This window comes from Paenibacillus tabacirhizosphaerae, assembly GCF_040812395.1.
GTDB lineage: Bacteria > Bacillota > Bacilli > Paenibacillales > NBRC-103111 > Paenibacillus_E.
The window spans coordinates 144,777-168,564 of the sequence record NZ_JBFNXH010000006.1 but is presented as its reverse complement, the minus strand read 5'-3'; the positions used below and the strand labels follow the sequence as shown (position 1 = coordinate 168,564).

The following is a 23,788-nucleotide window of genomic DNA, read 5'->3' as shown; positions in this document are numbered from 1 at the left end:
GCCGTTATCTGTTTGAGAGCCACGCGCTTCTTTATTTGAAGCTGTGTGGAATGAAGGTGGTACCACGGAAGCAAGCCTTTCGTCCTTTGCGGCGAAGGGCTTTTTTTGTTTTTTTTGAGTAAGCGAGGATGTTTCAGAGGAATCACAGGCTCCTTATGCCTGTTTGACAGCGATAAAAGCCATGGAGGTAATGATATGACCGAAGCCAATGAAACCAAGGAACAACTGCAAATGCCTACGACGTATGATCCGAAGGAAGCCGAGCGCAAATGGTATGATTATTGGATCAAAAATGAGTTTTTCAAAGCCGGCAATCGCCCTGACGCCGAGACGTATACGATTGTCATCCCCCCTCCGAACGTGACGGGTATGCTTCATATCGGGCATGCGCTTGATTTCACGCTGCAGGATATATTGACGCGCACGAAGCGGATGCAGGGGTATGATACCCTCTGGCTGCCTGGGTCTGACCATGCAGGAATCGCAACGCAAACGAAAGTGGAACAAAAGCTGCGGGAGCAAGGGCAGAGCCGCTATGATCTGGGCCGCGAGAAATTCCTGGAGAAGGTCTGGGAATGGAAAGAGCAGTACGCGAATACCATTCGCGAACAATGGGCGAAGATGGGCTTTTCGCTGGATTACTCCCGCGAGCGTTTTACGCTGGATGAAGGTCTTTCGCAAGCGGTGCGTGAAGTTTTTGTAAGCCTCTATGAAAAAGGCCTGATCTATCGCGGTAACTATATTATTAATTGGGATCCTGCTGCCCGTACGGCTTTGTCCGATATAGAAGTGGAATATAAGGAAGTTCAGGGTGCGCTGTACCATCTGGAATACAAGACGACAGACGGATCCGGTTCCATCGTTGTTGCCACGACTCGGCCTGAGACTATGCTCGGCGATACGGCTGTTGCCGTTCATCCGAAGGATGAGCGCTATCAGCACCTCATTGGCAAAATGCTGCTGCTTCCGATCGTGAATCGCGAGATTCCCGTTATCGCAGATGAGTATGTAGATAAAGAGTTCGGAAGCGGCGCTGTGAAAATTACGCCTGCGCACGATCCGAACGATTTCGAAGTCGGCAAACGGCACGATCTCCCGCAAATTCTCGTCATGGACGAATCCGGCACGATGAATGCGAATGCAGGTCCTTACCAAGGCTTGGATCGTTTCGACTGCCGTAAGCAGATCGTGGCTGATTTGAAAGAACAGGGCGTGCTTTTGAAAATTGAAGAGCACGTGCATCAAGTAGGCCATAGCGAGCGCAGTGGCGCTGTTATTGAGCCATATTTGTCCACGCAGTGGTTCGTCAAAATGCAGCCGCTGGCAGACCAAGCGATTGCAGCGCAGAAATCCGGCAAAGGCGTGAATTTCGTACCGGATCGTTTCGAGAAAACGTACTTGCACTGGATCGAGAATGTGCGCGATTGGTGTATTTCCCGGCAGCTCTGGTGGGGACATCGCATTCCGGCATGGCATTGCGCGGATTGCGGCGGCGTCACCGTTGAACGCCAGGACGCTATGGCTTGCTCTCATTGCCAAAGCAGCAACATACGCCAAGACAACGATGTGCTGGATACGTGGTTCAGTTCAGCATTATGGCCGTTCTCGACACTTGGTTGGCCGAATGAAACGGAGGATATGAAGCGATTCTATCCGACGTCTGTACTTGTAACTGGTTACGACATTATTTATTTCTGGGTTGCACGTATGATTTTTACAGCTCTGGAGTTTACCGATCAAATTCCGTTCAAAGACGTGCTCATGCACGGTCTTGTTCGCGATTCGGAAGGCCGTAAAATGTCCAAATCGCTAGGTAACGGCGTCGATCCGCTCGAGGTTATTGAGAAATACGGCGCTGATGCGATGCGCTATATGATTTCGACGAGCAGCACCCCGGGGCAAGATCTGCGCTTCCGCTGGGAACGTGTGGAGCAAGCGCGTAACTTTGCCAATAAAATTTGGAATGCTTCCCGCTTTGCCTTGATGAATTTGGAAGGCGTGACGGCTGCTGATATCGATCTTTCGGGTCCTATGGGGACTGCGGATCGCTGGATTCTGCATCGCTTGAACGAAACCGTTCGTGAAGTAACGCGATTGATTGATAGCTATGAATTCGGTGAAACTGGCCGCTTGCTGTACAACTTCATTTGGGACGATCTCTGTGACTGGTATATTGAGTTCAGTAAGCTGAGCTTATATGGCGCAGACGCTGAGGCTAAAAAGAAAACACAATCTGTTCTGGCCTATGTGCTTGACCAAACGCAGCGTTTGATTCACCCGTTCATGCCGTTTATCTCCGAAGAGATTTGGCAGCATTTGCCGCATGAAGGCGAGACGATTACATTGGCGGCTTGGCCGACAGAGAATGCAGCTTTCGAATCTCCGGATGCGGTTCGCGAAATGGAGCTTCTCATGGAAGCGATTCGCTCCGTTCGTAACATTCGCGCGGAAGTCAACGTGCCGATGAGCAAGAAAGTTGAATTGCTGGTGAAGCCGGCTAGCAGCGAAGCGCAAAACATTTTGCGCAGCAATGAAGAGTATTTGCGCCGCTTCTGCAACACGTCGCTGCTTCAAATTGACGCTGAGATGGCTGCTCCTGAGAAAGCGATGACTTCGGTCATCACTGGGGCGGAGCTTTTCTTGCCGCTAGCGGGTTTGATTGATATCGCGCAAGAGCTTGTTCGACTGGATAAAGAGCTCCAAACCCTCCGCGGCGAGGTAGAGCGTATCGAGAAGAAATTAAGCAACGAAGGCTTTGTTGCGAAGGCGCCAGCCAAAGTTATTGACGAGGAAAAAGCAAAGCTTGCAGACTATGCCGATAAGAGGGACAAAGTCATTGCTCGATTAGCGGAATTAAAAGGGTAATTATGGAAAATAAAGCAATCGCCTAGTTACGAAAACAAGGTGATTCATATAGTAAAGAGGATGAGTTCTATGACTGAAATCAAAGATTCCAATCCGGCGCCTTTTCAGACGGCGCAAGAGGCCATTGCCTGGATTGTAGGCCGGATGGAAAAGCTTGGCATGAAGCCAGGCCTCCAGCGTATGGAAATGCTGATGGAACGGCTGGGGCACCCTGAACGCAGGCTGAAGTTCATTCATGTGGCCGGAACAAACGGGAAAGGGTCGACCTGCGCCTACTTAACTTCTGTGCTGTGCAAAGCCGGATATGATGTAGGTACCTTCACTTCCCCCTATTTGGAGAAGTATACGAATCGTATCCAAGTGAACGGAGCAGATATTGAAGACGATGTGCTCCGGCGCTTGGTTAATGAGATGAAACCGATCGTCGATGAGATCGCGGAGACGGAAGTGGGTTCTCCGTCCATGTTCGAGATTTCTACGGCGCTGGCTATTTTATATTTTGGCAAGGTAGCTTATCCGGATTATGTCGTATGGGAAACAGGTTTAGGGGGAAGGCTGGATAGCACGAATATTGTGAATCCGGTCGTTACCATTATTACCAATGTGGGTCATGATCATATGGAAATATTGGGAGATTCCTTGGAGCAAGTTGCTGCAGAGAAAGCCGGCATTATCAAATCAGGCGTACCTGTCATCACGGCTGTGGAACCTCAACATGTGTGGAGTGTTATCGAGAAGACGGCGAAAGAGAAGAAAGCGGCTTTGTATTCGCTTGGTCAGCAGTTCAGTTACACGGCCGTTTCAAGTGCGCTGGATCATCAAACTTTCGATTTTGCCGGCCCCTTTCGCCATTTGAAAGAGGTTCCAATTTCGCTCAATGGCAAGCATCAGCTGACGAATGCGGCAGTTGCTGTAATGACGCTTGAGGTGCTTCGTCAATATAACGCATGTATCGTAGATGACGAGATTCTCTATAACGGTCTCTTAGAGACACGTTGGCCGGGCAGATTGGAGATGGTGTCGAGCCAGCCCCGCATCTTGTTAGACGGCGCGCACAACCCGGAAGGAGCGGAAACGCTGGCTGCAGCGCTGCAAAGCGTGTATAGCTACAAGAAGTTGCACTTTATGATAGGAATGCTCTCGACGAAGAATCATACGGGCTATCTCAGGCATATACTACCATTGGTGGATACTCTCATCCTTACCGAACCAGATTTTCATAAAAAAGGGGATGCCTCTCGGCTTGCCGAGCTTGCGGCTGAACTGCTTCACGATATGGACCGGAAAGTTGACATCATCGTGGAACGCGACTGGAAGCGGGCATTGAAAACCCTAACAAGCAGAACTGAGCAGGATGATCTGGCGGTCGTATCCGGCACGCTGTATTTAATCTCCGATGTTCGTTCTTGGATTACCTATCAAACCGATTCTGAAAAAGGATGGTGAGAACGGCGTGAGTCAAGCAGAACATGTACATTTTATCGGCATCGGCGGATACGGAATGAGTGCCATTGCCAAGGTCATGCTTGAAATGGGATACCGGATTTCGGGTTCCGATCTGGCGCAGCAGGAGCTTACAGAGAAGTTGAAAGCTAAGGGAGCTCAAGTATTTATAGGACATGAAGCGCAAAACGTTTCGGGAGCGGATCTGGTTGTATATTCCACTGCATTAGCGAAAGATAATGTGGAAATGCAGGCGGCCGAAGAGCTCAATATCCCGATTATTCATCGCTCGCAGATGCTTGCGCGGTTAATGAATGAACGCAAGGGCATTGCGGTGGCAGGCGCACACGGCAAAACGACGACCTCGTCGATGATCGCCCTTGTGATGGAGATATGCGGGATTGATCCGACCTATATCATTGGCGGAGAGATTATGAACGTAGGCAGCAACGCCAAAGCGGGGAAAGGTGAATTTGTAGTAGCTGAAGCGGATGAGAGCGACGGCACGTTTTTACAATATCATCCAACACTCGCATTGGTGAACAATATAGAAGCAGACCACTTGGAAAACTACAATGGGGATTTCGAGAATTTGAAAAAAGCGTACGCGCAATTTCTTAGTCAAGTAAGACCTGGCGGAAAAGCGGTCGTCTGTCGAGATGACATTTTTCTAGGTGAAATGATTCCGCAGATTCAAAGTGAAGTGATTACGTACGGGATACACAGTGACGCTGATTATGTAGCTAGCGATATCTCCTTAGGAGACCGAAAAGTTACATTTACCGTGCAGCATAAAGGCGTGACTTTAGGGCAAATTGCTTTGTCCGTACCCGGTAAGCATAACGTTTACAATGCACTGGCTACGCTCATTACTTGTCTGGAAGCAGGTCTTTCCTTCGATCAGATTGCAGATGCTATTTTAGAGTTTCGCGGCGCTAAACGAAGATTTCAAGTGTTGGGGGAAGTGGGTAATATATTGGTTATTGACGATTACGCCCATCACCCTACTGAAATTCAAGCGACGATTTCTGCGGCGAAAGCAACTGGCAAACGCATCGTAGCGGTATTTCAACCACAGCGTTATACGCGGACCTATTATTTATTCGAGCAGTTCAGCCGCTCATTCGAAGAGGCGGATGAAGTCATCATTACGGATATTTATTCGCCAGCGGGGGAAAAACGCATCGAGGGTGTGGATTCCGCGAAGCTGGTAGAGCTTATTCGGAGCAATAGCAATCCGAGCGTTCAGCATATTCCAACGAGGGATGAAGTACTCGAATATTTAATTGGCCACGTACAGCCTAATGATTTGGTATTGACGATGGGTGCAGGCGATATCTGGAAAGCCGCGGACGGCTTGGCCAAGGCGCTGCGCAGTCAGCATGGCACGAGTGTTTAACGTTTATGGATAAGATCGTTTTAAGCCGCTAGCGGCTTGAGACGGTCTTTTTTTGTCGTCAGGTATGAGTGTGTGACGAGCTCGCAGAGCGGAGAGATTCCGCATGCATCGTGTGGTAGGAGTATTTGAAAGGATGGACGTAGAAGATCCGGAAGTGCCACAGCGGGTTGGCGTATTGAAATACCGCCTCGATCTGCGAGAGATCGTCTGTTTTTGCACGGGTTAGCGGAACGTGGGTGCGTTATGAAGCGGCATTTTCGGTTGTAGGGACATTTCGCGGAACTACCGTGCGTTATGAGTAGGAAATGCTGGGTTGTAAGCATATTTTCGCTCATTTAACGCACCCTAGTTCCGCTTCAAGGGGAGGTAAGGGACGTTATCGTGGAATAAGACATCGTAGTTCCGTGGATATCGCTGTGCATGTGGAATTGGCGGTCCGGCAGTACCTCCTCCGGTTTCATGCGAAGTCTGCGGAGGCGAATTGTACCCGGGATCTTACAAAAGCATTCATGGATAGGAATACCGAATCGAGGAACAGTTAGGGGAAAGAGAAGTGGAAGTTAGCACAGCGTAGAACAGAGAAGGGGATGGGTGTGGGGTGGAAAAGTGATAGCGTCCGCCTTTAAGTCGTGTTCGCACCACCTTGTAAATTCAAGGAACACGACTTTAACAGCGGTTGGAACCTCATACTTAAGTTCCCTCCCTACGCTCAAGCGTATGGCTCTAGATAAGGAGAGGCACACCTCAGGTTTTTATTTTTCAGCGAACATATTTCGATTCTCTTAATCATAATCTAGTAATACAAGATTAGGATGAAGGAGAGAACCTTATGAGCAAAGCAAGAATCACATATCGATTCGATCAAAATGATCAGCCGGAAGCAAGCCGCAAAGCGAGAGACGCCGTGGATTCGGAGGACAAAGTGATCCCTCTCTATCAAGAAGAATTCGAGGTCACAGAGACGTTGCTTAAGGAGAATGAATTTTCAGAAGAAGTCACTTCAGTAGAAAAAGCGGAGAGACAGCAAGTCGAGAGCTTATTCGAATCGCATGCACTGAATACATTCACAACGGATTTCGGCAGTTGGACGAGCTCGATAGAGACGGAAGGTGAAAGGGTAGAGCGCATTATTCGAGAATCGCAAGCAACTAGGGAGCATCCCGTGGAGAGAAGGCAATCTCAGGAGCCGGAAAGATCAGGCCCAGCGCCTCAAGTTGATCAAGACGATTGGACAACCTGGACGGCCAAAGGTCCTTATGTAGAGCCGGGTACCGGAGCCAGATATGCCAAATCGTCGGGTGCGCCTTGGATCCGGATTGCGACCTCGGTTGCAGGTGCGGTGATCACCGGTGTAGCATTTGGTTTTTTTGTGCTTTCGATGTTCACGACAGATCGCGAACAAGGAGAGAAGACGGCTGTCGCTTCACCGAATGCTCAGATCGCAGCGCCAAGCAAGGCTACAGCAGGCACTGCAGTAACCGTAACGGATGCCCCTAAGCCGGCAGCGACCGAGCAGTCTCCCGAGAATCCATCAACAGCAGCAGGTATTACGCAGGTTCAGATTCCCGCCAAAACCTATGCCTTCCTGCAAAATGGTGTATTCAGTACGCTGTCAAGTGCTCAAACTGCCCAGGACAGCCTGAAGAAAAAAGGTTTGGCATCGGCATTGGAAGGAAGCGAGAAGCTTACCGTTTTTGTCGGGGTTGCGTCATCAAGGGATGAAGCGTTGGCCTTAAGCCAGCAGCTTCAAGTACAGGATAAATCACTAGAGGTGTACATTAAAAATATGGATATCCCTGCAGTGAGCGGCATTCGGTGGAGCGGCAAGAAGCCAGAGGCGGTCGGGCCGCTGATTACGGAAGGCGATAAGCTCATTCGCACCATTAGCGGAATAACCGTTGTTCATCTAGCTGAACCGAAACCAACCGCCTTGGCAGAGAGCTCGCTGCAAGCTATTCGTACCTCGCATCAATCGCTGACAGCCTTGTCATCTTCAGTCAATGAAGGTTTGAACGATGAAACGAAACCGTTTGTTCAGACGATGACAAAGGCGTTGAACGGTGCGGTTCAATCGATGGAGGAGTACAAAAAAGCGCCATCAATCGCAATGCTTTGGCAAGCACAATCTGCGATGATGCAGTACATCATCGCGCAGAAAGAGCTGCTCAAGAAGGTTGGCGCGTGAGAAACCAAATAAGCAGCCTGTCACCATTTCTATCAGGTGACAGGCTGCTTATTTTATTTCGAAGTGTAACGGTCCATCATAGCGGCTATTTCCGCTCTTGTGATCGTTTGCTCCGGTTTAAACGTAGTTTCAGTCATGCCATGAATGATGCCGAGACTTTTCAGCGAATAGATCGCCTTGGCACTCCATAATGAAACGGGTACATCGTCGAATTTCTGACTTGCTGTAGCAGAAATCTGTTTGGCGGCAGGCTGTGCCATTTGAAGCAATCGATCGAACAGGACCGCAACCTCGCCTCTCGTAATCGGTTGATCCGGACGTATCGTTCCATCTTGATAGCCCTGGAGTAAGTTCAACTTCTTCGCGCTCGCGAAAACAGGACTCGCCCAGTGGGTCGCGGGAAGGTCCTTGTATCCATTCGTTGTTGCTGACGATGAGCCGCTGTCCGCTTTGCAGCCATATACCGCGGCTGTGACCGACCCGGCTGAACTGCTTGTCCCGCACACATCGTTTAACTGACTGAACGTAAACATACGATCCATTACTGTCAGGAACTCAGCTCGGGTCAATGCACGCTCGGGTTGATAACGGTTACCGATACCTTCAACCCATTTCTTATCTTTCATCCGCAAAATGGCTTCTCGCGCCCAGTGACCTATTGTGTCAGTAAATACAGGCGGTACGTAAGCTGCGATGCCTTTGGCAATTCCGGCTGCCATCTTTGCCCGAGTCGCGTCGTCCGCTAACAGAGCTGCTTCGCTTGAATTGCTTAAGAAAGCGGTCTCTACCAAAATGCTTGGAACTGTGCCCATTCTTGCGACATAAACGGCACTTGGCACGAGTCCTAAGTTGGCAGTGCCTGATGCGGCTACCAAGGCATTCAGCACATTTTGCGCCAGATCTTTGCTGTAAGGTGTCATCAGCTTCATCGTTTCGCTGGCCGGATAATCTTCTTGGGGGTAAGCATCATCATAATAAAGCACCATTGAGCCGTTTACTTTGGAATTTGCGTGCGAATTTGCATGAACGGATACAAAAAAGTCAGCATTTTGATTGTTCGCATATTCCACGCGCTGGGCGAGTGACCAGTAACGATCATCGGTTCGTGTCATGACGACGTCATAGCCTTGTTGTAGAAGCTCATCTCTCAATTTCTGGGTAATGTCCAGATTGACATCTTTTTCTTGCAAGCCGTTAACGCCGATGGCGCCCGGATCGCTTCCGCCGTGACCGGCATCGACAACAACTGTGTAGGCGAATGCTTGATAAGGGAAAGCGAAAGTAAGTAACAATGAAAAAACGAGGAATTTCTTTAGTAGACTCATGTGCGGTAATACCTCCAATGACTATCTTACTAGGATCAGCTCTCTGTGTAAGCAGGTAAGATACGCCATTCGATCATGTTTGTCATGGTAAATAAAAGGAGATGCAAGTATAATAGGCTTGTACATAGAAGAGAGGATGGCAGCTATGAAAAAAGGCACCGTCACACTAATCATCTTTTTAATCGTGGGTCTTCTTACCGGAATTATCGTAGGCCAGCTGCTGGCGCCGGTATCTGCTCTCGCTTTTTTGACCAAGTCGGCGCAAATTAATTGGGAGCCAAAAGCAGATTTGCAAGTTGTGAAATATGAGCTTCATCTTCTGGTCAAACTAAATCTGTGCAGCATTCTCGGATTAGTAGGAGCCTATTTCTTGTACCGCAAGCTATAAACGGAATAGGGGCCTTAAACCTCTTATGAATGACACTTAAGTTAGGAGCTGTTAGCATTGAGCCTTACAACCATTCAAACACTTATTCTTGCTTCGTCTTCGCCGCGGAGGCAGGAGCTGATCCAATCGCTCGGACTTCCTTATATCATTCGGGTCAGCGATGCGGATGAGACCGTCGAAGGAAAAATAACGCCTGCCGATTTGGTGGAGCTGCTATCGATACGCAAAGCTTCAACCGTACGCGAACTGCTTCAAGATAATGAAAAGCAAGGCATCATCGTCGGATCTGATACCGTTGTGGTGTATCAAGGCGAAGTGTTGGGCAAGCCTGTCGATGAAGAGCACTCCTTCCAGATGCTTAAAGCGCTGCAAGGTCGCGTTCATGAAGTATACAGCGGCGTCGCTTGTCTGGATGCAGCTACAGGAAGGCATGTTGTTTCTCACCGTGTGACGCGGGTTTCAATGAAGCCTATGTCCGATGAACAAATTCGCCGTTATATCGCTACAGGTGAGCCTAAAGATAAGGCAGGGTCTTACGCGATTCAAGGGCTCGGCGCAACAATCATAGAATCCATCGAAGGCGATTATTTCAATGTGGTTGGGCTTCCTTTGTCATTATTAAGCGACTTGCTTCTTTCGTTTGATATTCACGTTCTTTAGTGTCTTCAAGGGGGATCGCTCGTCTTGGGAAATGGCGGTTGTGCATTGACTGTGTAATCTGTAACGGTTACAATAACAGTAAGCAACAAGTCATCACATGCAATGCTACCGGGAGGTATACTCTGCCATGAACAGCGAATTTACGATAGCCGTCCATAGTCTTGTATTGCTGGCTCATTTGCCTGAACATATGGCAACCAGTGAGGAAATTGCAGCGAACGTATCCACGCATTCAGCTCGCATTCGCAAAGTAATGGGCTTTCTTCGAAAAGCAGGCTATGTATCGACGAAGGAAGGCATTGGCGGCGGTTTTATACTAAGCTGTAATCCTGACGGGGTCACACTTGGTGAGATATATCGATTAACCTGTCAGGGATCACTGAAGCCAAGCTGGTGCTCAGGTGATGAGAACACATCCTGTATGGTATCGTCCAAGATGGATAAATTGATGGGAACTATGTTTTCAGATGCGGAAAAGCAGATGGAACTATATTTCGACCAGCATACGATTGGCAGTATACTCCAGCGTCTTCATGCAATGGTCTGCCCGCATACCCATAATGAACAATTGTCCTAGAAGCCCTCGGATCCCAATAGCCGAGGGCTTTTTATATTTATCAGGGCTTTACCGGATGAATGGGATACTAAGAAGTAACATAACCTACATAGTGTGAAAGAGGGGAATTCATGGAAGCCATAAGCTTGATGCTTAAAGAAGTACCGCAAGAGGAGAGACCAAGAGAACGTATGCTCCAGTTTGGAGCGGGGGCGCTGAGCAACGCGGAATTACTAGCTATTTTACTTCGCACAGGGACTGTCTCGGAGTCGGCGCTTCGATTAGCTGGACGTATTCTAAGTGAGTGCGGAGGTCTGCGCAGTTTGGTTGATATGAGCAAGGATCAGCTTACCGAAATAAGAGGAATCGGAGATGCCAAGGCATTGCAAATCCAGGCTGGAATTGAACTTGGGCGCAGAATAGCGAAGAGTTCGTTAACAGAACGAGCGACGATTCGTTCACCCAAAGATATCGCGGACCTCGTCAGCGAGGATTTGCGTTATTTGCAGAAGGAACACTTCGTTTGCCTGTTTTTGAACACGAAAAATCATGTGCTTGCTCAAGAGACTTTGTCGATGGGCTCTCTGAATGCATCCATCGTACATCCGCGTGAAGTGTTTCGCGCAGCGATTAAGCGGAGCAGCGCTTCTATTGTTTGTGTCCACAATCATCCAAGCGGTGACCCAACGCCCAGTCCGGAAGACATTCAGCTAACACATCGACTGGTGGAAGCGGGCTCGATTATAGGGATCGAAGTGCTGGATCATGTCATTATCGGTGATCAAAAATTCATAAGTTTGAAGGAACAAGGCTATATGTAATATAATAAGATTTACGCTTGATGATGAGGCGGTATTTTTGAAAAGGTAGACGAGAATGACAAACATGGGATGCAGGTCTGACAGAGACTAAGACGCAACAGGAAAGAAAGGAGCAACTGCCATGTTCGGTGGTTTTACGAAAGATTTAGGCATTGATTTGGGTACAGCTAATACGCTTGTTTATGTAAAAGGCAGAGGAATTGTCGTTAGGGAGCCTTCTGTGGTTGCCCTTCGTACTGATACAAAAACAATTGAAGCTGTCGGAGACGCAGCTAAAAAAATGATTGGACGGACACCAGGCAATATCCGCGCGATCCGCCCGATGAAAGATGGCGTCATCGCTGATTTCGAGACGACATCGACGATGATTCGCTATTTTCTGAGACAGGCCCAGAAACAGCGTTGGCTTTTCCAGCGTCATCCGAGTGTCATGGTATGCGTGCCATCTGGGATTACAGCCGTCGAGAAGAGAGCGGTTGAGGATGCAACCAAGCAAGCGGGGGCGCGTGAAGCTTATACGATTGAAGAACCTTTTGCAGCTGCGATCGGCGCTGATCTACCGGTGTGGGAGCCGACAGGCAGCATGGTAGTCGATATCGGCGGCGGAACGACAGAAGTAGCCGTGATCTCTCTGGGAGGCATAGTTACCAGCCGCTCGATTCGCATAGCAGGCGATGAAATGGACGAGGCCATCATTCAATACATTAAACGTACATACAATTTGATGATTGGGGAGCGTACCGCCGAGACGTTGAAAATGGAAATCGGCTCCGCCCTCCCGATGGAAGTGCCGGAAACGCTTGAAATCCGAGGTCGTGATCTTGTATCCGGCCTGCCTAAGACGCTAAGCGTTACTTCGGATGAGATCACCGAGTCGCTGACCGATACGGTCAATGCGATTGTGGATGCGGTAAAGGTTACGCTTGAGAAATGCCCGCCGGAGCTTTCCGCTGATATTATGGATCGCGGTATTGTTTTGACTGGCGGAGGAGGCTTGCTCCGCAATCTAGATCGCTTGCTTTCAAGAGAAACCGGAATGCCCGTACTTGTCGCAGACAATCCGCTGGACTGTGTAGCTATTGGAACTGGCCGCGCGCTGGAAAATATTCATTTGTTCAAGACGAGATCGGGACCCACTTCAAAGTATAAGCGTTAAACATTCGTTAGAAGGTGCTCAATTTGTTTAAATTTATGGGGAACAAGAGGCTGATTTTTTTGATGTTCGGCCTGATCTGCTTCTTTATTCTAATGGGACTGACCCTTGGAAACCGGGCGCCTATGACGTGGCCGGAGAAATTTGTGAAAGACTCTGTTTCGTGGACACAAGGCCTCTTCTACAAGCCCGCTTCTTCCATAGCGGGTTTCTTTCAGGATATTCGCCAGCTGCGGGTCATTTATGAAGAGAACAAGACGCTCAAGCTAACGCTTACGCAGTATGCAAGGGATACGCAGCGTCTGAATGAGCTTGAAGCGCAGAACAAAAGGCTCATGGAAGCACTGGGCTTTACGGAACGACAGCGGCAAGCTAACGTGTACACGTACCGTATCGCTGAAGTCGTCAGTATGGCTACCGATCCATACAACAGTACGACAACGATAAATCTTGGAGATAAAGACGGCATTAAAGAGAATATGGCCGTTATGACGGTAGATGGTCTGGTAGGTAGAGTAAGTAAAGTATTTGGTTTTCACTCCAATGTGCAGTTGCTCAAGGAAATCAATGATTCTGACAATAATTCCAAAGCCGTTGCCGTTACCGTTAAAGGGAATGAAAATGAGCCTTTTGGGATGATAGAATCCTATGATTCCACTTCAGGCGAGCTCGTTATGAACAAGGTTGAAAAAGCGGATACGATGAAAGTCGGGGATACCATTATTACATCTGGTCTGGGACAGATTTTCCCAAAAGGCATTGAAGTTGGAACGATTTCCTCGATCGGCCCTGGGGAATTCGGAATCACATACAAGGTTATGGTGAAGCCCAAAGCTTCGTTCAGCCATATACGCGAAGTATTTGTGGTTGAAGTTCCTGAAGTGAAATGAGGTGGGGCGCAAAATGAAACGACATCTGCTCTGGCTCATTCTACTCGGACTGTTTGTTCTGCAAGGAACGATTGTAACTTGGCTTATTCCTTCCTCGTGGCAATCTCAAGTCTTTGTGGCGCCGCATTTTACCTTGGTTTTTATTCTATTTATCGGACTTTTTCATCATCGTCATTCTGCATTGATCTATGGATTGCTGTTTGGGTTGCTGCATGATTTCAACTACTATGGTTCGATGCTTGGCATTTATTCCTTCGGAATGGGGCTATCCGGGTACCTAGCGGGACTTGCTCAACGAAAGCAGCCCAATCTAATCTTCTATAATTTGCTTATATCAGGTTTCGGCTTGTTGTTGTTTGAATTCATCAATTATGGCATTAATCGCTTATTCAAGCTGATTGATATCGATTTGAAGTTCGCGCTCACCCACTATATGCTTCCGAGTGTTCTGTTTAATCTGCTTTTTGCCTTGCTTTGCTACGTGCCTATGCGCAAGCTGCTCGAAGGAAAGTTAAGTGCTTCGTCTGGAACCGAAGATTAAATTTCTAGGCCTTTTGCAGGAGAATTCAGGACATGAACCGAAATGTATAGGTTGGGAGGTCTGAACGCAACTATGTCCGTATCCAAGCATCATGTGATGATAAAAGGGGTCAAGGATGGCCTTGTTTTTCTACTTAACGACGCATGCGAGTGGGAAGTTTTACTGAAGGAGCTTCAGCATAAACTTGAGAAAACGCATCAGCAAATATTGACAGGACCCATTATTCATGTACATGTCAAATTAGGCAGTCGCGAAGCGACAGAAGAACAAAAAGAAGAAATTCGCGCGATTATCCGTCAAAAAGGAAATCTGCTTATCCAATCAATTGAAGGCGAACTTCCGTCTGAACAGGAAATAGATGAGCCTGCCGCTACGATAAAGACGCTCAAAGGCATGATACGTTCTGGACAAACCCTCCATCATGAGGGTGATTTGCTTTATCTTGGCGATGTGAATCCTGGTGGAACTATCATTTGCACAGGAAACATCTACATTATGGGTTCGCTGCGCGGTATGGCGCACGCTGGCGTGGACGGCGACGAGAGTGTCATTATTGCCGCTTCGCACATGCGCCCGACACAGCTGAGAATTGCCGGTATTATTAGCCGCCCTCCGGATGAATGGGGAATTGAGGAAGCTTTTATGGAATACGCCTACATCAAAGAAGGCAAGATGGAAATTGACAAGCTGCATCAGCTTCATCGCATTGGGCCGGAATCCATGATGGGTTAAGACGTATATACGGAAAAAACAGTGTGGGAGTGAGAGATATGGGAGATGCGATTGTAGTTACTTCAGGAAAAGGCGGCGTCGGGAAAACAACGACTTCCGCCAATTTGGGGACAGCCTTGGCTTTATTGGGCAAAAAAGTTTGCATGGTTGACACCGATATCGGACTGCGCAATTTGGATGTCGTGATGGGACTTGAGAACCGGATCATTTACGATCTGGTTGATGTCGTGGAAGGACGTTGCCGTTTGCCGCAAGCGTTGATCAAAGATAAGCGCTTCGACGAGTTGTATCTGCTACCTGCCGCACAAACGAAAGATAAGCATGCCGTGCAGCCTGAGGATGTTAGAAATATAGTACTAGACCTCAAAAAAGATTTTGATTTCGTCATTATCGATTGTCCGGCGGGTATCGAGCAAGGCTTCAAAAACGCAGTAGCCGGTGCAGACAAAGCGGTTGTTGTCACAACGCCGGAAAATGCGGCCGTGCGCGACGCAGACCGGATTATTGGCCTGCTTGAAGCTGAGAAGATTTCATCGCCGAAGTTGGTGATTAACCGGATTCGGCCCAATATGGTGAAAAAAGGCGAAATGCTGGACATTGATGAAATATGCGCCGTACTTGCAATCGATTTGTTAGGCATTGTTCCTGATGACGAATATGTGATTAAAGCAGCTAACCAAGGTGAACCGACAGTAATGAACCCATCGTCCCGTGCAGCTATTGCCTATCGTAACATTGCCAGGCGAATTCTGGGGGATACGGTTCCGTTGATGCAGTTGGATGATAAAACGGGCTGGGTAAAACGTATGAAAAAGTTTATCGGGATAGGATGATCGTCCTGTGCTTGCCAAACTGAAAAACATTGATATTCCTATTGTTGTCATCTTGGTTGCCTTCATGATTATTAGCACAATGATGGTGTACAGTGCATCTGTGGATCATCCAACCATTTCAATTTCTATCACCAAAATCCTGGTTTTGTATGCGGTTGGGTTGCTTGCTTTTGTCGGGATCAGCTTGTTCGACTACCGGGTGCTCGTGAAAGTATCGCCATTCCTTTATGGAATCGGCATTATTTCTTTAATTGCGGTTTATTTATTCGGGGCCAAAGTTCACGGTGCGCGGGGGTGGTTCGAACTTCCCGGCGGACTGAATTTTCAACCGGCTGAGCTTGTGAAGCTGATTTTGATTGTATGCATCACAGCTTTGTTAGCCAGACGCGGCGGCGAATTGCTTTTTTTGAAGAAAGATGTGATTCCAGTAAGCCTGGCAGTTTTGTTGCCATTCATTTTGGTGCTGATTCAACCTGATTTGGGTAATGCCATTATTTTCGTCGTTATCCTTGTCGGCATGCTGTGGATTGGAAATATTAAATACACCCATGTTTTGTTCAGTATTCTCATTCTGGCAGGGGCAGGGTTTCTGATGCTTACCCTATATAAGCATTTTCATGATTCTTTGTATCTCTTGTTGGAGAAATATCATTTCAGCCACTGGATGGATCGGATTGATACTTTCCTATATCCGCATAATGTATCCGATGACGACAGCTACCAGGTACGTAACGCAGTGCGAGCAATTGGCTCAGGAGCGCTTGAAGGAGAAGGCTACTTGAAAGGCACTTCCGTTCACAGTAACTTTATTCCCTTTGCTTATTCGGATTCAATCTTTGTCGTTGTGGGAGAGGAATTTGGTTTCCGCGGTTCCGCTATCTTGTTGTTGATCTATTTCATGCTCATTTACCGTATGATTCTCATCTCCATTCAGAGCACGCAGCGCAGCGGCGCTTATATCGTTGTTGGCGTTGTTTCGATGTTCGTTTTCCAAATTTTCGAAAATGTCGGGATGATGATTGGCATCATGCCGTTAACGGGGATCACACTTCCATTTATTAGTTACGGAGGTACGTCCTTGCTTATAAACATGCTCTCTTTAGGTCTAGTCATGAGTGTCAAACTGCATCAGGAGCGTGAACCGGAGTTGTTTTGAATGTAAAAGAAATAAAAGCCTCGAGCTGATTCCGGGGCTTTTTCTTTTTGCGTTGTTACATAATCTTGTCCCTCTCCTCATAGGCTGTACTATGCTAGAGAACGCTTAGGAGGGGACTTCCATGGAAGTCAAAGATAAAGTCAAACAGCGCAGATTGGAACGGCTGCGTAATTTGCGGGAATCGTCCGATCCCGGTTATGGCGGGGCGAATACAATGAAACCTTACCGCGGCGACGCTAGCCAATTACGGAACCGTCACGAAAACGATAGCCCACTCTACCCGGATCCGGAATGGAATCGCCGCATGGAGGATCCTGAATTTGCCTGGCGCCACAAATTAAAAATGGATCCGTCTTTGAACGGACGCGATGATATCAATGAAGAAGAGAAAAGCCTATTTTCTCCTCCAACGCGCCGATCCATAGTGACCAAACTGTTCGTTAGCTGCTTGTTATTCGCGGCTATTTATGGCATGTTCCAAGTCAACCAACCCTGGTCGGGCACAGGGAAACGATTCATTACAGATTCGTTAACGCAATCGTATGATTTCACGGCGTTATCCGCTTGGTATACAGACCGGTTCGGCGGCTCTCCTGCATTCATTCCCAGCTTTCATAATCGAGAAGGAGAAGAGGCGGTGAAAGTGAACGCTGCATCCAAACGAACATTGTTCTCGCCTGCCAAAGGAAGCATCGTAGCAGCGTATGATGGCTCTTCTTACACGGGTGTAATGCTGAACACGGCTGCAAATGCGCCCATTTATGCACTGGATACGGGACAAGTTGTTTTTGTGGGCATGACATCGGAGTCGGGCCTAACCATCATCATTCGCCATGCTAACGGACTTCAATCCGTGTACGGCTCTATGGGTGAGGCGCATGTGGAGTTGAACGACTGGATCAATCGCGGGGAAGCCGTCGGAACGGCCTCGAAGGGAGATTCAGCCAAAGGGACCTTTTATTTTGCCGTAACGAAGGACGGGCATCCCGTCAACCCGACGGATGTGATCTCATTTGATTAAATGGGGCGGCACGATATATCGGTTTCATCCCTTGTTCACGCTTATATTTATTGGTTCTGCATTTACCGGCTATTTTCTAGAGGCTGCAACATTGTTTGGCATTGTATTTATCCATGAACTCGGACATTTGGCGGCGGCCAGCGGCTTCGGATGGAGAGTGCGCGAAGTGCAGCTGCTTCCCTTTGGAGGGGTTGTGATCGTCGATGAACTCGGTTCGGTGCCGACCAGCGAAGAGCTAATCGTTGCTTTGGCAGGGCCCTTGCAGCATGTGTGGTTGATTCTAACAGCAGTTGTTTTACAGTGGTTTGGCGTAGGTGCGCACGAATGGTGGACCTATTTCATTGAAGCGAATCTGATGGTTGGCCTGTTCAATCTGCTGCCTGTCATGCCGCTGGACGGAGGCAAAGTTTTGCAATGCTTGCTTGGCTACGTATTTTCCTATCACAGCACCATCTTGTACACGACATGGATTAGTATGATTTTGAGTGCAGGCGTTATTTGTGCGGCGGTCTTTCAATTTCTTGGCGGACAATTGCCGCTCAATTTGCTTGTAATCGGGATTTTTCTGCTGGTAACGAATTGGTACGCGCACCGGCAACTGCCTTATCACTTCTTCCGATTTCTGATGTCACGCAGCGGGCGGGCAAGCAGATTGCTCAGCAGGGGGACGCTGGCCCAGCCGATTGTCGTAACCAAGCAACGGACAATGGCTGAAACTGTAAAGTTATTTATGAGAGAAAAATATCATCTTATCTATGTTGTAAATGAGAAGGGGCGCATACAAGCGGTGCTGCCAGAGCAGCAATTAGTCAGCGGTTATTTAGATGGGAAAAAACCGGGGAGTGCAGTTTCCGATCTTTTCATGTAAAATAACTGTTGAGGTGAAAGCATGAAGCAGCTCATTATCCACTGCACGCCTGAACTCACACAAGCGGCCTTACTGGATGAGGGTCGTCTTGTTGAGTATGATACGCAGTATCCGCTTGATTCCCAAAGGGCAGGCAGCATCTATATGGGCCGGATTGTCAATGTACTCCCCGGAATGCAGGCGGCATTCGTCGATATCGGACTTGCTAAGAATGCTTTTCTCTATATAGATGATCTGCTTCCCGTCCACTTGGACAAACAGCCCAAAATCAAACCTCCTATCACGGAACTCGCCGAAGTCGGCCAAACGTTTATGGTCCAAGTGACTAAAGATCCGCAGGGCACCAAAGGCGCTAGAGTAACGACTCATATTTCCATACCTGGGCGTTGGATTGTGTATATGCCGGAGGCAGATTACATTGCCATTTCACGAAAAATTGATCTTGAAGCCGAAAGAGCTCGTTTAAAACAGCTTGCGGAAGGACATCTGCTTCCTGGCGAAGGTGTAATCATCCGCACGGGAGCCGTTGGACAAAGCGAGGAAGATATTCGCGATGATTTGCAAAATTTACGGGATTTGTGGAGCGCCATTTGCTCCAAAATGGGAGAGTCGCGCGCGCCCGCTCAGCTTTATCAAGATCTTGATTTGTTGCCTCGTCTTACGCGTGATGTAATAACCGATGATGTTAAAGAAGTTTGGATGAACAATGCCAAAGTGTACGAAGACATGAAGCAGTTGCTTCGCAAGATGAATCCGAGCTGGCGGGGGCGAGTTGCCTTTTATGATCGTAAAGTGCCGCTTTTTGATCAGTTTGGTGTTAGTGAAGAATTGAATCGCAGCTTTAGACGCAAAATTTGGCTGCCGAGCGGCGGTTACCTTGTTTTCGATCAGACGGAAGCGTTGACGGTCATCGATGTGAACACTGGAAGGTATACAGGCTCAATCAACTTGGAGCAAACTGTATTCGATATTAATCGGGAAGCTGCCAGTGAAATTCCACGTTTGCTTCGTCTGCGCAATACGCGCGGCATTATTATTGTAGATTTTATTGATATGAATTCGGAAATAAATCGATTGTCGGTTTCGGATATTATTTCACAAGAAGTTCGCAAAGACCGGTCTAAGACAGTCATCGTAGGCTGGACGAAGCTGGGACTTCTTGAAATGACCCGTAAGCGTAAATAATGATTGCATAGCAAAATATTTCTGTGTTATAATACTCGGAGTGTGTTGTTTAGGCATGCTGTAACCGCGCGAATCGGGTTGAAGTACGGCGCTGGATGTTATCCTGACCGTCACCTGGACAAGGCGAGTCTGAGACATGAGGAGGTAATGAATATGTACGCAATTATTGAAACAGGTGGTAAACAGTACAAAGTTCAAGAGGGCGATGTTCTATACATCGAGAAATTGAACGCAGCTGAAGGTGAAGTTGTTTCTTTTGATCGTGTTCTTGCGGTTTCCAAAGAGAGCGGTTTGGTAGTAGGTGCTCCATTGGTATCCGGTGCTGCAGTATCCGCGAAAGTGGAGAAACACGGCAAAGGCGCGAAGGTTATCGTATACAAATACAAACCTAAAAAGAACTATCACAAAAAGCAAGGTCATCGTCAACCGTACACAAGAGTAGTTATTGAGAAAATCAAAGCGTAAGAGGCAGTCTTATGATCTATGTGACCATAGAACGGCTTTCGCAAGATTTACCTCAGATCTCATCTTTTGTAGTGGAAGGCCATGCTGAATATGACGTGCCTGGCAAAGACTTAGTCTGCGCTGCTGTATCGGCGGTAACGTTCGGTACATATAATTCGATTGAATCACTTACCGGCGTAATTCCCATTCACGAGATGGAGCGAGGCTTGATGGATGTTACAATTCCAGAGAGTACGCGGTCTGTTCCGGAGACATGGAATAAAGTCCAATTGATTCTAGAATCTATGGTGGTCATGTTACAAACCATTGCAGATAACTATGGTGAATATATAACGATTGAAACAATCTATCACAAAGGAGGATAACACCATGTTGAAATTGGATCTCCAGTTTTTCGCTTCCAAAAAAGGGGTGGGTTCCACAAAGAACGGACGTGACTCTCACTCGAAGCGCCTTGGCGCTAAACGTGCTGACGGTCAAACCGTTACTGCGGGAAGCATTCTCTACCGCCAACGCGGTACGAAAATTCACCCAGGTACTAATGTAGGCATCGGTTCGGATGATACACTTTTCGCTTTGGTACAAGGCGTAGTGAAATTCGAGCGTTGGGGACGCGATCGCAAAAAAGTGAGCGTATACCCGGTTGATGTAGCTCCTGTGGCTGCAGCTTTAGAAGTTTAATAATAATCCCCGGCGAGCGATAAGTTCGCTGGGGTTTTTTATTTGTTTGTGCATCCTTTTTTCAGTGCGAGGAATGGTGAAGTTTACCAGTTGCCGTGCTATACTGAAGAAACGGTTACAAAGCAGGCGAGAACGGAGCGAAGAGGCAATGAAGCAAGCGGGCGGCGCACAGGTTTATTTGATGGCAATCGTGCTCATTGGGTTAACCGGATTGATGTTTGTGGAACCATGGGTGGTCAGAGCAGCTTTATTTCTGATTATCGTCCTTTGCGGTTATACCGCTTTCAAACTGGAAGCTAGCAAAATGCACGAGAAATGGAACAACGAGCTTCGCAAACAGGAACAGCTGAGCGATATAAATGTGCTACAAATTGTAGGCAGATTGCGCCATGATTGGATGAATGACATACAGATTTTGTTCGGTTATATTCAATTAAAGAAGTTTGATAATTTACAGCCATATATGGAAAAAATAAAGATGAATATGCAGCAGGAAAGCAATCTCTCCAAGCTGGGCATTCCTTCCCTAATCACCTATTTGCTTTTGTTCCGAGTGCATGCCAAGTCGCTGCAGCTTGAGATTGAGCTGGACCAAGAGGTAAACCTCGGGCAACTTCCGCTGCATGAAGGGTTGATTGATGGCATCGTTCGAAAAACGGTGGAACTGTTCAAGAGCTATGCAGCGTCTGAAGGCGATGAGTGCGGGGTACTGAGTTTGGAATTTGACGTTCAAGAAGATAGCTTGCTGCTTGATTTCGTATATCAGGGACCGTATGAGCAGGTTAGGCTGCAGGAAGCTGTACGTGAAACGCTTTTGATTCAGAGTGCGCATCATACGGTTGAACAGTTTGAATTGCAAGGCGAAGGCGCGGTTGTTACTTTGAGGCTACCGTTTCGTACATAATATAGGGATCTTTGGTCGTAGACCGGAGTCTCACTTTTATTGAGGTGTAGGTATGTTTGTAGATAAAGCGAAGATTTTTGTTAAAGGCGGCGACGGTGGTGATGGCTTAGTCGCATTTCGGCGAGAGAAGTACGTGCCGGAGGGCGGTCCCGCAGGCGGTGACGGCGGGAATGGCGGTGATGTCATCTTCCGCGTTGATGAGGGGTTGCGGACGCTGATGGATTTCCGCTATCAGAAGCATTTTAAAGCGGCCCGCGGCGAGAAAGGGCGCAACAAATCGCAGCATGGCGCGAACTCCGAGGACATGATCGTTCGTATTCCGCCGGGCACGACGGTTATTGACGATGATACGCAGGAAATCATCGCCGATTTAACGCGTCACGGCCAGGAAGTCGTTGTTGCGAAAGGCGGCCGTGGAGGCCGTGGCAACACTCGCTTCGCAACAGCGCAGAACACGGCTCCTGAAATCGCTGAGAACGGCGAGGAAGGCGTGGAGCGCTGGGTCGTGCTCGAGATGAAGGTGATGGCCGATGTCGGCCTTGTGGGCTTCCCTAGTGTGGGAAAATCCACGCTGCTCTCGGTTGTTTCTGCCGCGAAACCGAAAATCGCGGCGTATCACTTCACGACCCTCACCCCGAACCTTGGGGTGGTGGATGTTGGCGAGGGCCGCAGCTTCGTGATGGCGGACCTGCCGGGTTTGATCGAAGGCGCCCACGAAGGCGTTGGGCTCGGTCATGAGTTCCTCCGCCATGTGGAACGGACGCGAGTGATCGTGCACGTCGTGGACATGTCCGCTGCAGATGGCCGCGACCCGTATGAAGATTTCCTCAAAATCAATGAGGAAATCAAGCTCTATAATGCCAAGCTGGAGCATCGCCCGCAAATTGTTGTCGCGAACAAAATGGATATGCCGGAATCCGCTGACCATTTAACTCTTTTCCGAGAGCAACTTGCCGAGGATGGCAGGGAGTTGACCATTTATCCAATCTCTGCGGTAACGCGGGAGGGTGTGCAGGAGCTTCTTTACAAAATTGCGGACATCTTGGACAGTATACCGGATGCGCCGGAAGTAGAAGAAGTCGCGGAAGTGGAAGAACGTAAAGTATACCGCTATGAGAAGAAACGGGATGAACAGGATTTCACGATCCATCGGGAAAACGATATCTTCGTGGTTGAAAGTCCTTCAATCGAGCGTCTTATCAAAAGAACGAATTTCTCTACCCAAGATGGTGTCGCCCGCTTTGCGCGAATTTTGCGTAACATCGGAATCGACAAAGAGCTGCGCAGCCGTGGAGCGGTGGATGGACAAACCATTCGGATCGCGGATTTCGAATTTGAATTTGTTGAGAAGGAATAAACGATATACAGTTACACTCATTCGTTCGCGGATGGGTGTTTTATTTTTGAGGCTATAGAATGTATATGTTGTTTTAAGGGGAGCAAGCTTGGTTTGGAGAGATGGTGCTGTAAGCGGTTCACCGAACCATTGTCTTGAAGGCGATATCATGAGCGGGCTAGCGGAACTACGGTGCGTTATGGCTAGTCATATCGGCTTGAATGGGCATTTCGCGGAACTGCCGTGCGTTATGAGTAGGAAATGCTGGGTTGTAGGCACGGTTTCGTTCATTTAACGCACCCTAGTTCCTCTTCAGGGGGAGAAAAGGGACGTTGAGGTGGAATAAGGCATCGTAGTTCCGTCGAAATCGCTGTGCTTGGG

General features: G+C 48.2%; 24 protein-coding genes and 2 other annotated features (1 of these 26 running past the window's edge). Of the genes, 23 read left to right on the top strand and 1 reads right to left on the bottom strand.

The features are described 5' to 3' along the window. Positions 1–90: a binding site (T-box leader), on the top strand (it extends 164 nt beyond the left edge of the window). 105 nt (positions 91–195) lie between these two features. The 5 genes from ABRS97_RS13275 to ABRS97_RS13255 all read left to right on the top strand — a co-directional run bounded on the left by ABRS97_RS13275 (position 196) and on the right by ABRS97_RS13255 (position 7,892). Beyond that, entirely contained in the window at positions 196–2,865 is a 2,670-nt protein-coding gene (locus ABRS97_RS13275; protein ID WP_367814545.1) for a valine--tRNA ligase, read from the top strand. Between the two features lie 60 nt (positions 2,866–2,925). Next, on the top strand, positions 2,926–4,311 hold the full coding sequence (locus ABRS97_RS13270) for a bifunctional folylpolyglutamate synthase/dihydrofolate synthase (protein WP_483312452.1): 1,386 nt from the start codon (positions 2,926–2,928) through the stop codon (positions 4,309–4,311). A gap of 7 nt (positions 4,312–4,318) precedes the next feature. Then, positions 4,319–5,707: a UDP-N-acetylmuramate--L-alanine ligase gene (murC, locus tag ABRS97_RS13265; RefSeq protein ID WP_367814542.1), complete on the top strand. Its 1,389-nt coding sequence runs from the start codon at positions 4,319–4,321 to the stop codon at positions 5,705–5,707. Positions 5,708–5,810: 103 nt separating this feature from the next. Next, positions 5,811–5,933 carry a hypothetical protein gene (locus tag ABRS97_RS13260; protein WP_367814540.1) on the top strand — a complete coding sequence of 41 codons (123 nt, stop codon included), beginning with the start codon at positions 5,811–5,813 and terminating at the stop codon, positions 5,931–5,933. A gap of 603 nt (positions 5,934–6,536) precedes the next feature. Continuing rightward, on the top strand, positions 6,537–7,892 hold the full coding sequence (locus ABRS97_RS13255; RefSeq protein WP_367814538.1) for an SPOR domain-containing protein: 1,356 nt from the start codon (positions 6,537–6,539) through the stop codon (positions 7,890–7,892). Positions 7,893–7,945: 53 nt separating this feature from the next. Here ABRS97_RS13255 and ABRS97_RS13250 read toward each other — a convergent pair whose 3' ends face one another. Beyond that, entirely contained in the window at positions 7,946–9,217 is a 1,272-nt protein-coding gene (locus ABRS97_RS13250) for an N-acetylmuramoyl-L-alanine amidase (protein ID WP_367814536.1), read from the bottom strand. Between the two features lie 145 nt (positions 9,218–9,362). On the opposite strand from ABRS97_RS13250, the gene ABRS97_RS13245 reads away from it, so the two are divergent. From ABRS97_RS13245 to obgE, 18 genes are all read left to right on the top strand, one after another. Next, positions 9,363–9,605 (top strand): DUF4321 domain-containing protein, encoded by a 243-nt coding sequence (locus ABRS97_RS13245; RefSeq protein ID WP_367814535.1) that lies wholly within the window; start codon positions 9,363–9,365, stop codon positions 9,603–9,605. Between the two features lie 57 nt (positions 9,606–9,662). Then, on the top strand, positions 9,663–10,265 hold the full coding sequence (locus tag ABRS97_RS13240; protein ID WP_367814533.1) for a Maf family protein: 603 nt from the start codon (positions 9,663–9,665) through the stop codon (positions 10,263–10,265). 127 nt (positions 10,266–10,392) lie between these two features. Next, the gene (locus ABRS97_RS13235) at positions 10,393–10,842 is read left to right on the top strand and encodes an RrF2 family transcriptional regulator (protein WP_367814532.1); all 450 of its coding nucleotides are present in this window, start codon (positions 10,393–10,395) and stop codon (positions 10,840–10,842) included. Between the two features lie 110 nt (positions 10,843–10,952). Next, positions 10,953–11,642, top strand: a complete 690-nt coding sequence (radC, locus tag ABRS97_RS13230; RefSeq protein WP_367814530.1) for a RadC family protein — start codon at positions 10,953–10,955, stop codon at positions 11,640–11,642. Positions 11,643–11,763: 121 nt separating this feature from the next. Next, positions 11,764–12,798, top strand: a complete 1,035-nt coding sequence (locus tag ABRS97_RS13225; protein ID WP_367814528.1) for a rod shape-determining protein — start codon at positions 11,764–11,766, stop codon at positions 12,796–12,798. Positions 12,799–12,812: 14 nt separating this feature from the next. Next, on the top strand, positions 12,813–13,685 hold the full coding sequence (gene mreC, locus ABRS97_RS13220; RefSeq protein WP_483312451.1) for a rod shape-determining protein MreC: 873 nt from the start codon (positions 12,813–12,815) through the stop codon (positions 13,683–13,685). 13 nt (positions 13,686–13,698) lie between these two features. After that, on the top strand, positions 13,699–14,226 hold the full coding sequence (mreD, locus tag ABRS97_RS13215) for a rod shape-determining protein MreD (protein ID WP_367814524.1): 528 nt from the start codon (positions 13,699–13,701) through the stop codon (positions 14,224–14,226). A 72-nt stretch (positions 14,227–14,298) separates the two neighbouring features. Next, the gene (gene minC, locus ABRS97_RS13210) at positions 14,299–14,958 is read left to right on the top strand and encodes a septum site-determining protein MinC (protein WP_367814522.1); all 660 of its coding nucleotides are present in this window, start codon (positions 14,299–14,301) and stop codon (positions 14,956–14,958) included. A gap of 38 nt (positions 14,959–14,996) precedes the next feature. Beyond that, positions 14,997–15,791 (top strand): septum site-determining protein MinD, encoded by a 795-nt coding sequence (gene minD, locus ABRS97_RS13205; RefSeq protein WP_367814521.1) that lies wholly within the window; start codon positions 14,997–14,999, stop codon positions 15,789–15,791. Between the two features lie 7 nt (positions 15,792–15,798). Continuing rightward, positions 15,799–16,947 (top strand): FtsW/RodA/SpoVE family cell cycle protein, encoded by a 1,149-nt coding sequence (locus ABRS97_RS13200; protein WP_367814519.1) that lies wholly within the window; start codon positions 15,799–15,801, stop codon positions 16,945–16,947. Between the two features lie 121 nt (positions 16,948–17,068). Next, positions 17,069–17,968 carry a peptidoglycan DD-metalloendopeptidase family protein gene (locus ABRS97_RS13195; RefSeq protein ID WP_367814517.1) on the top strand — a complete coding sequence of 300 codons (900 nt, stop codon included), beginning with the start codon at positions 17,069–17,071 and terminating at the stop codon, positions 17,966–17,968. Continuing rightward, a complete protein-coding gene (locus ABRS97_RS13190; protein ID WP_367814515.1) occupies positions 17,961–18,836 on the top strand; it encodes a M50 family metallopeptidase in 876 nt (291 codons plus the stop codon). The genes ABRS97_RS13195 and ABRS97_RS13190 overlap by 8 nt, the downstream gene beginning before the upstream one ends. A gap of 21 nt (positions 18,837–18,857) precedes the next feature. After that, entirely contained in the window at positions 18,858–20,021 is a 1,164-nt protein-coding gene (locus ABRS97_RS13185) for an Rne/Rng family ribonuclease (RefSeq protein WP_367814514.1), read from the top strand. Between the two features lie 52 nt (positions 20,022–20,073). Then, positions 20,074–20,162 (top strand) — a sequence feature (ribosomal protein L21 leader region). 12 nt (positions 20,163–20,174) lie between these two features. After that, on the top strand, positions 20,175–20,486 hold the full coding sequence (gene rplU, locus ABRS97_RS13180; RefSeq protein ID WP_367814513.1) for a 50S ribosomal protein L21: 312 nt from the start codon (positions 20,175–20,177) through the stop codon (positions 20,484–20,486). A gap of 11 nt (positions 20,487–20,497) precedes the next feature. After that, positions 20,498–20,851 (top strand): ribosomal-processing cysteine protease Prp, encoded by a 354-nt coding sequence (locus ABRS97_RS13175; protein WP_367814512.1) that lies wholly within the window; start codon positions 20,498–20,500, stop codon positions 20,849–20,851. Between the two features lie 4 nt (positions 20,852–20,855). Further along, positions 20,856–21,167 carry a 50S ribosomal protein L27 gene (gene rpmA, locus ABRS97_RS13170; RefSeq protein WP_367814511.1) on the top strand — a complete coding sequence of 104 codons (312 nt, stop codon included), beginning with the start codon at positions 20,856–20,858 and terminating at the stop codon, positions 21,165–21,167. Positions 21,168–21,315: 148 nt separating this feature from the next. Next, positions 21,316–22,071 (top strand): Spo0B domain-containing protein, encoded by a 756-nt coding sequence (locus tag ABRS97_RS13165; protein WP_367814510.1) that lies wholly within the window; start codon positions 21,316–21,318, stop codon positions 22,069–22,071. 52 nt (positions 22,072–22,123) lie between these two features. Continuing rightward, complete coding sequence (obgE, locus tag ABRS97_RS13160; RefSeq protein ID WP_367814509.1) at positions 22,124–23,428, top strand: GTPase ObgE; 1,305 nt, start codon at positions 22,124–22,126, stop codon at positions 23,426–23,428. Positions 23,429–23,788 lie beyond the last annotated feature (360 nt).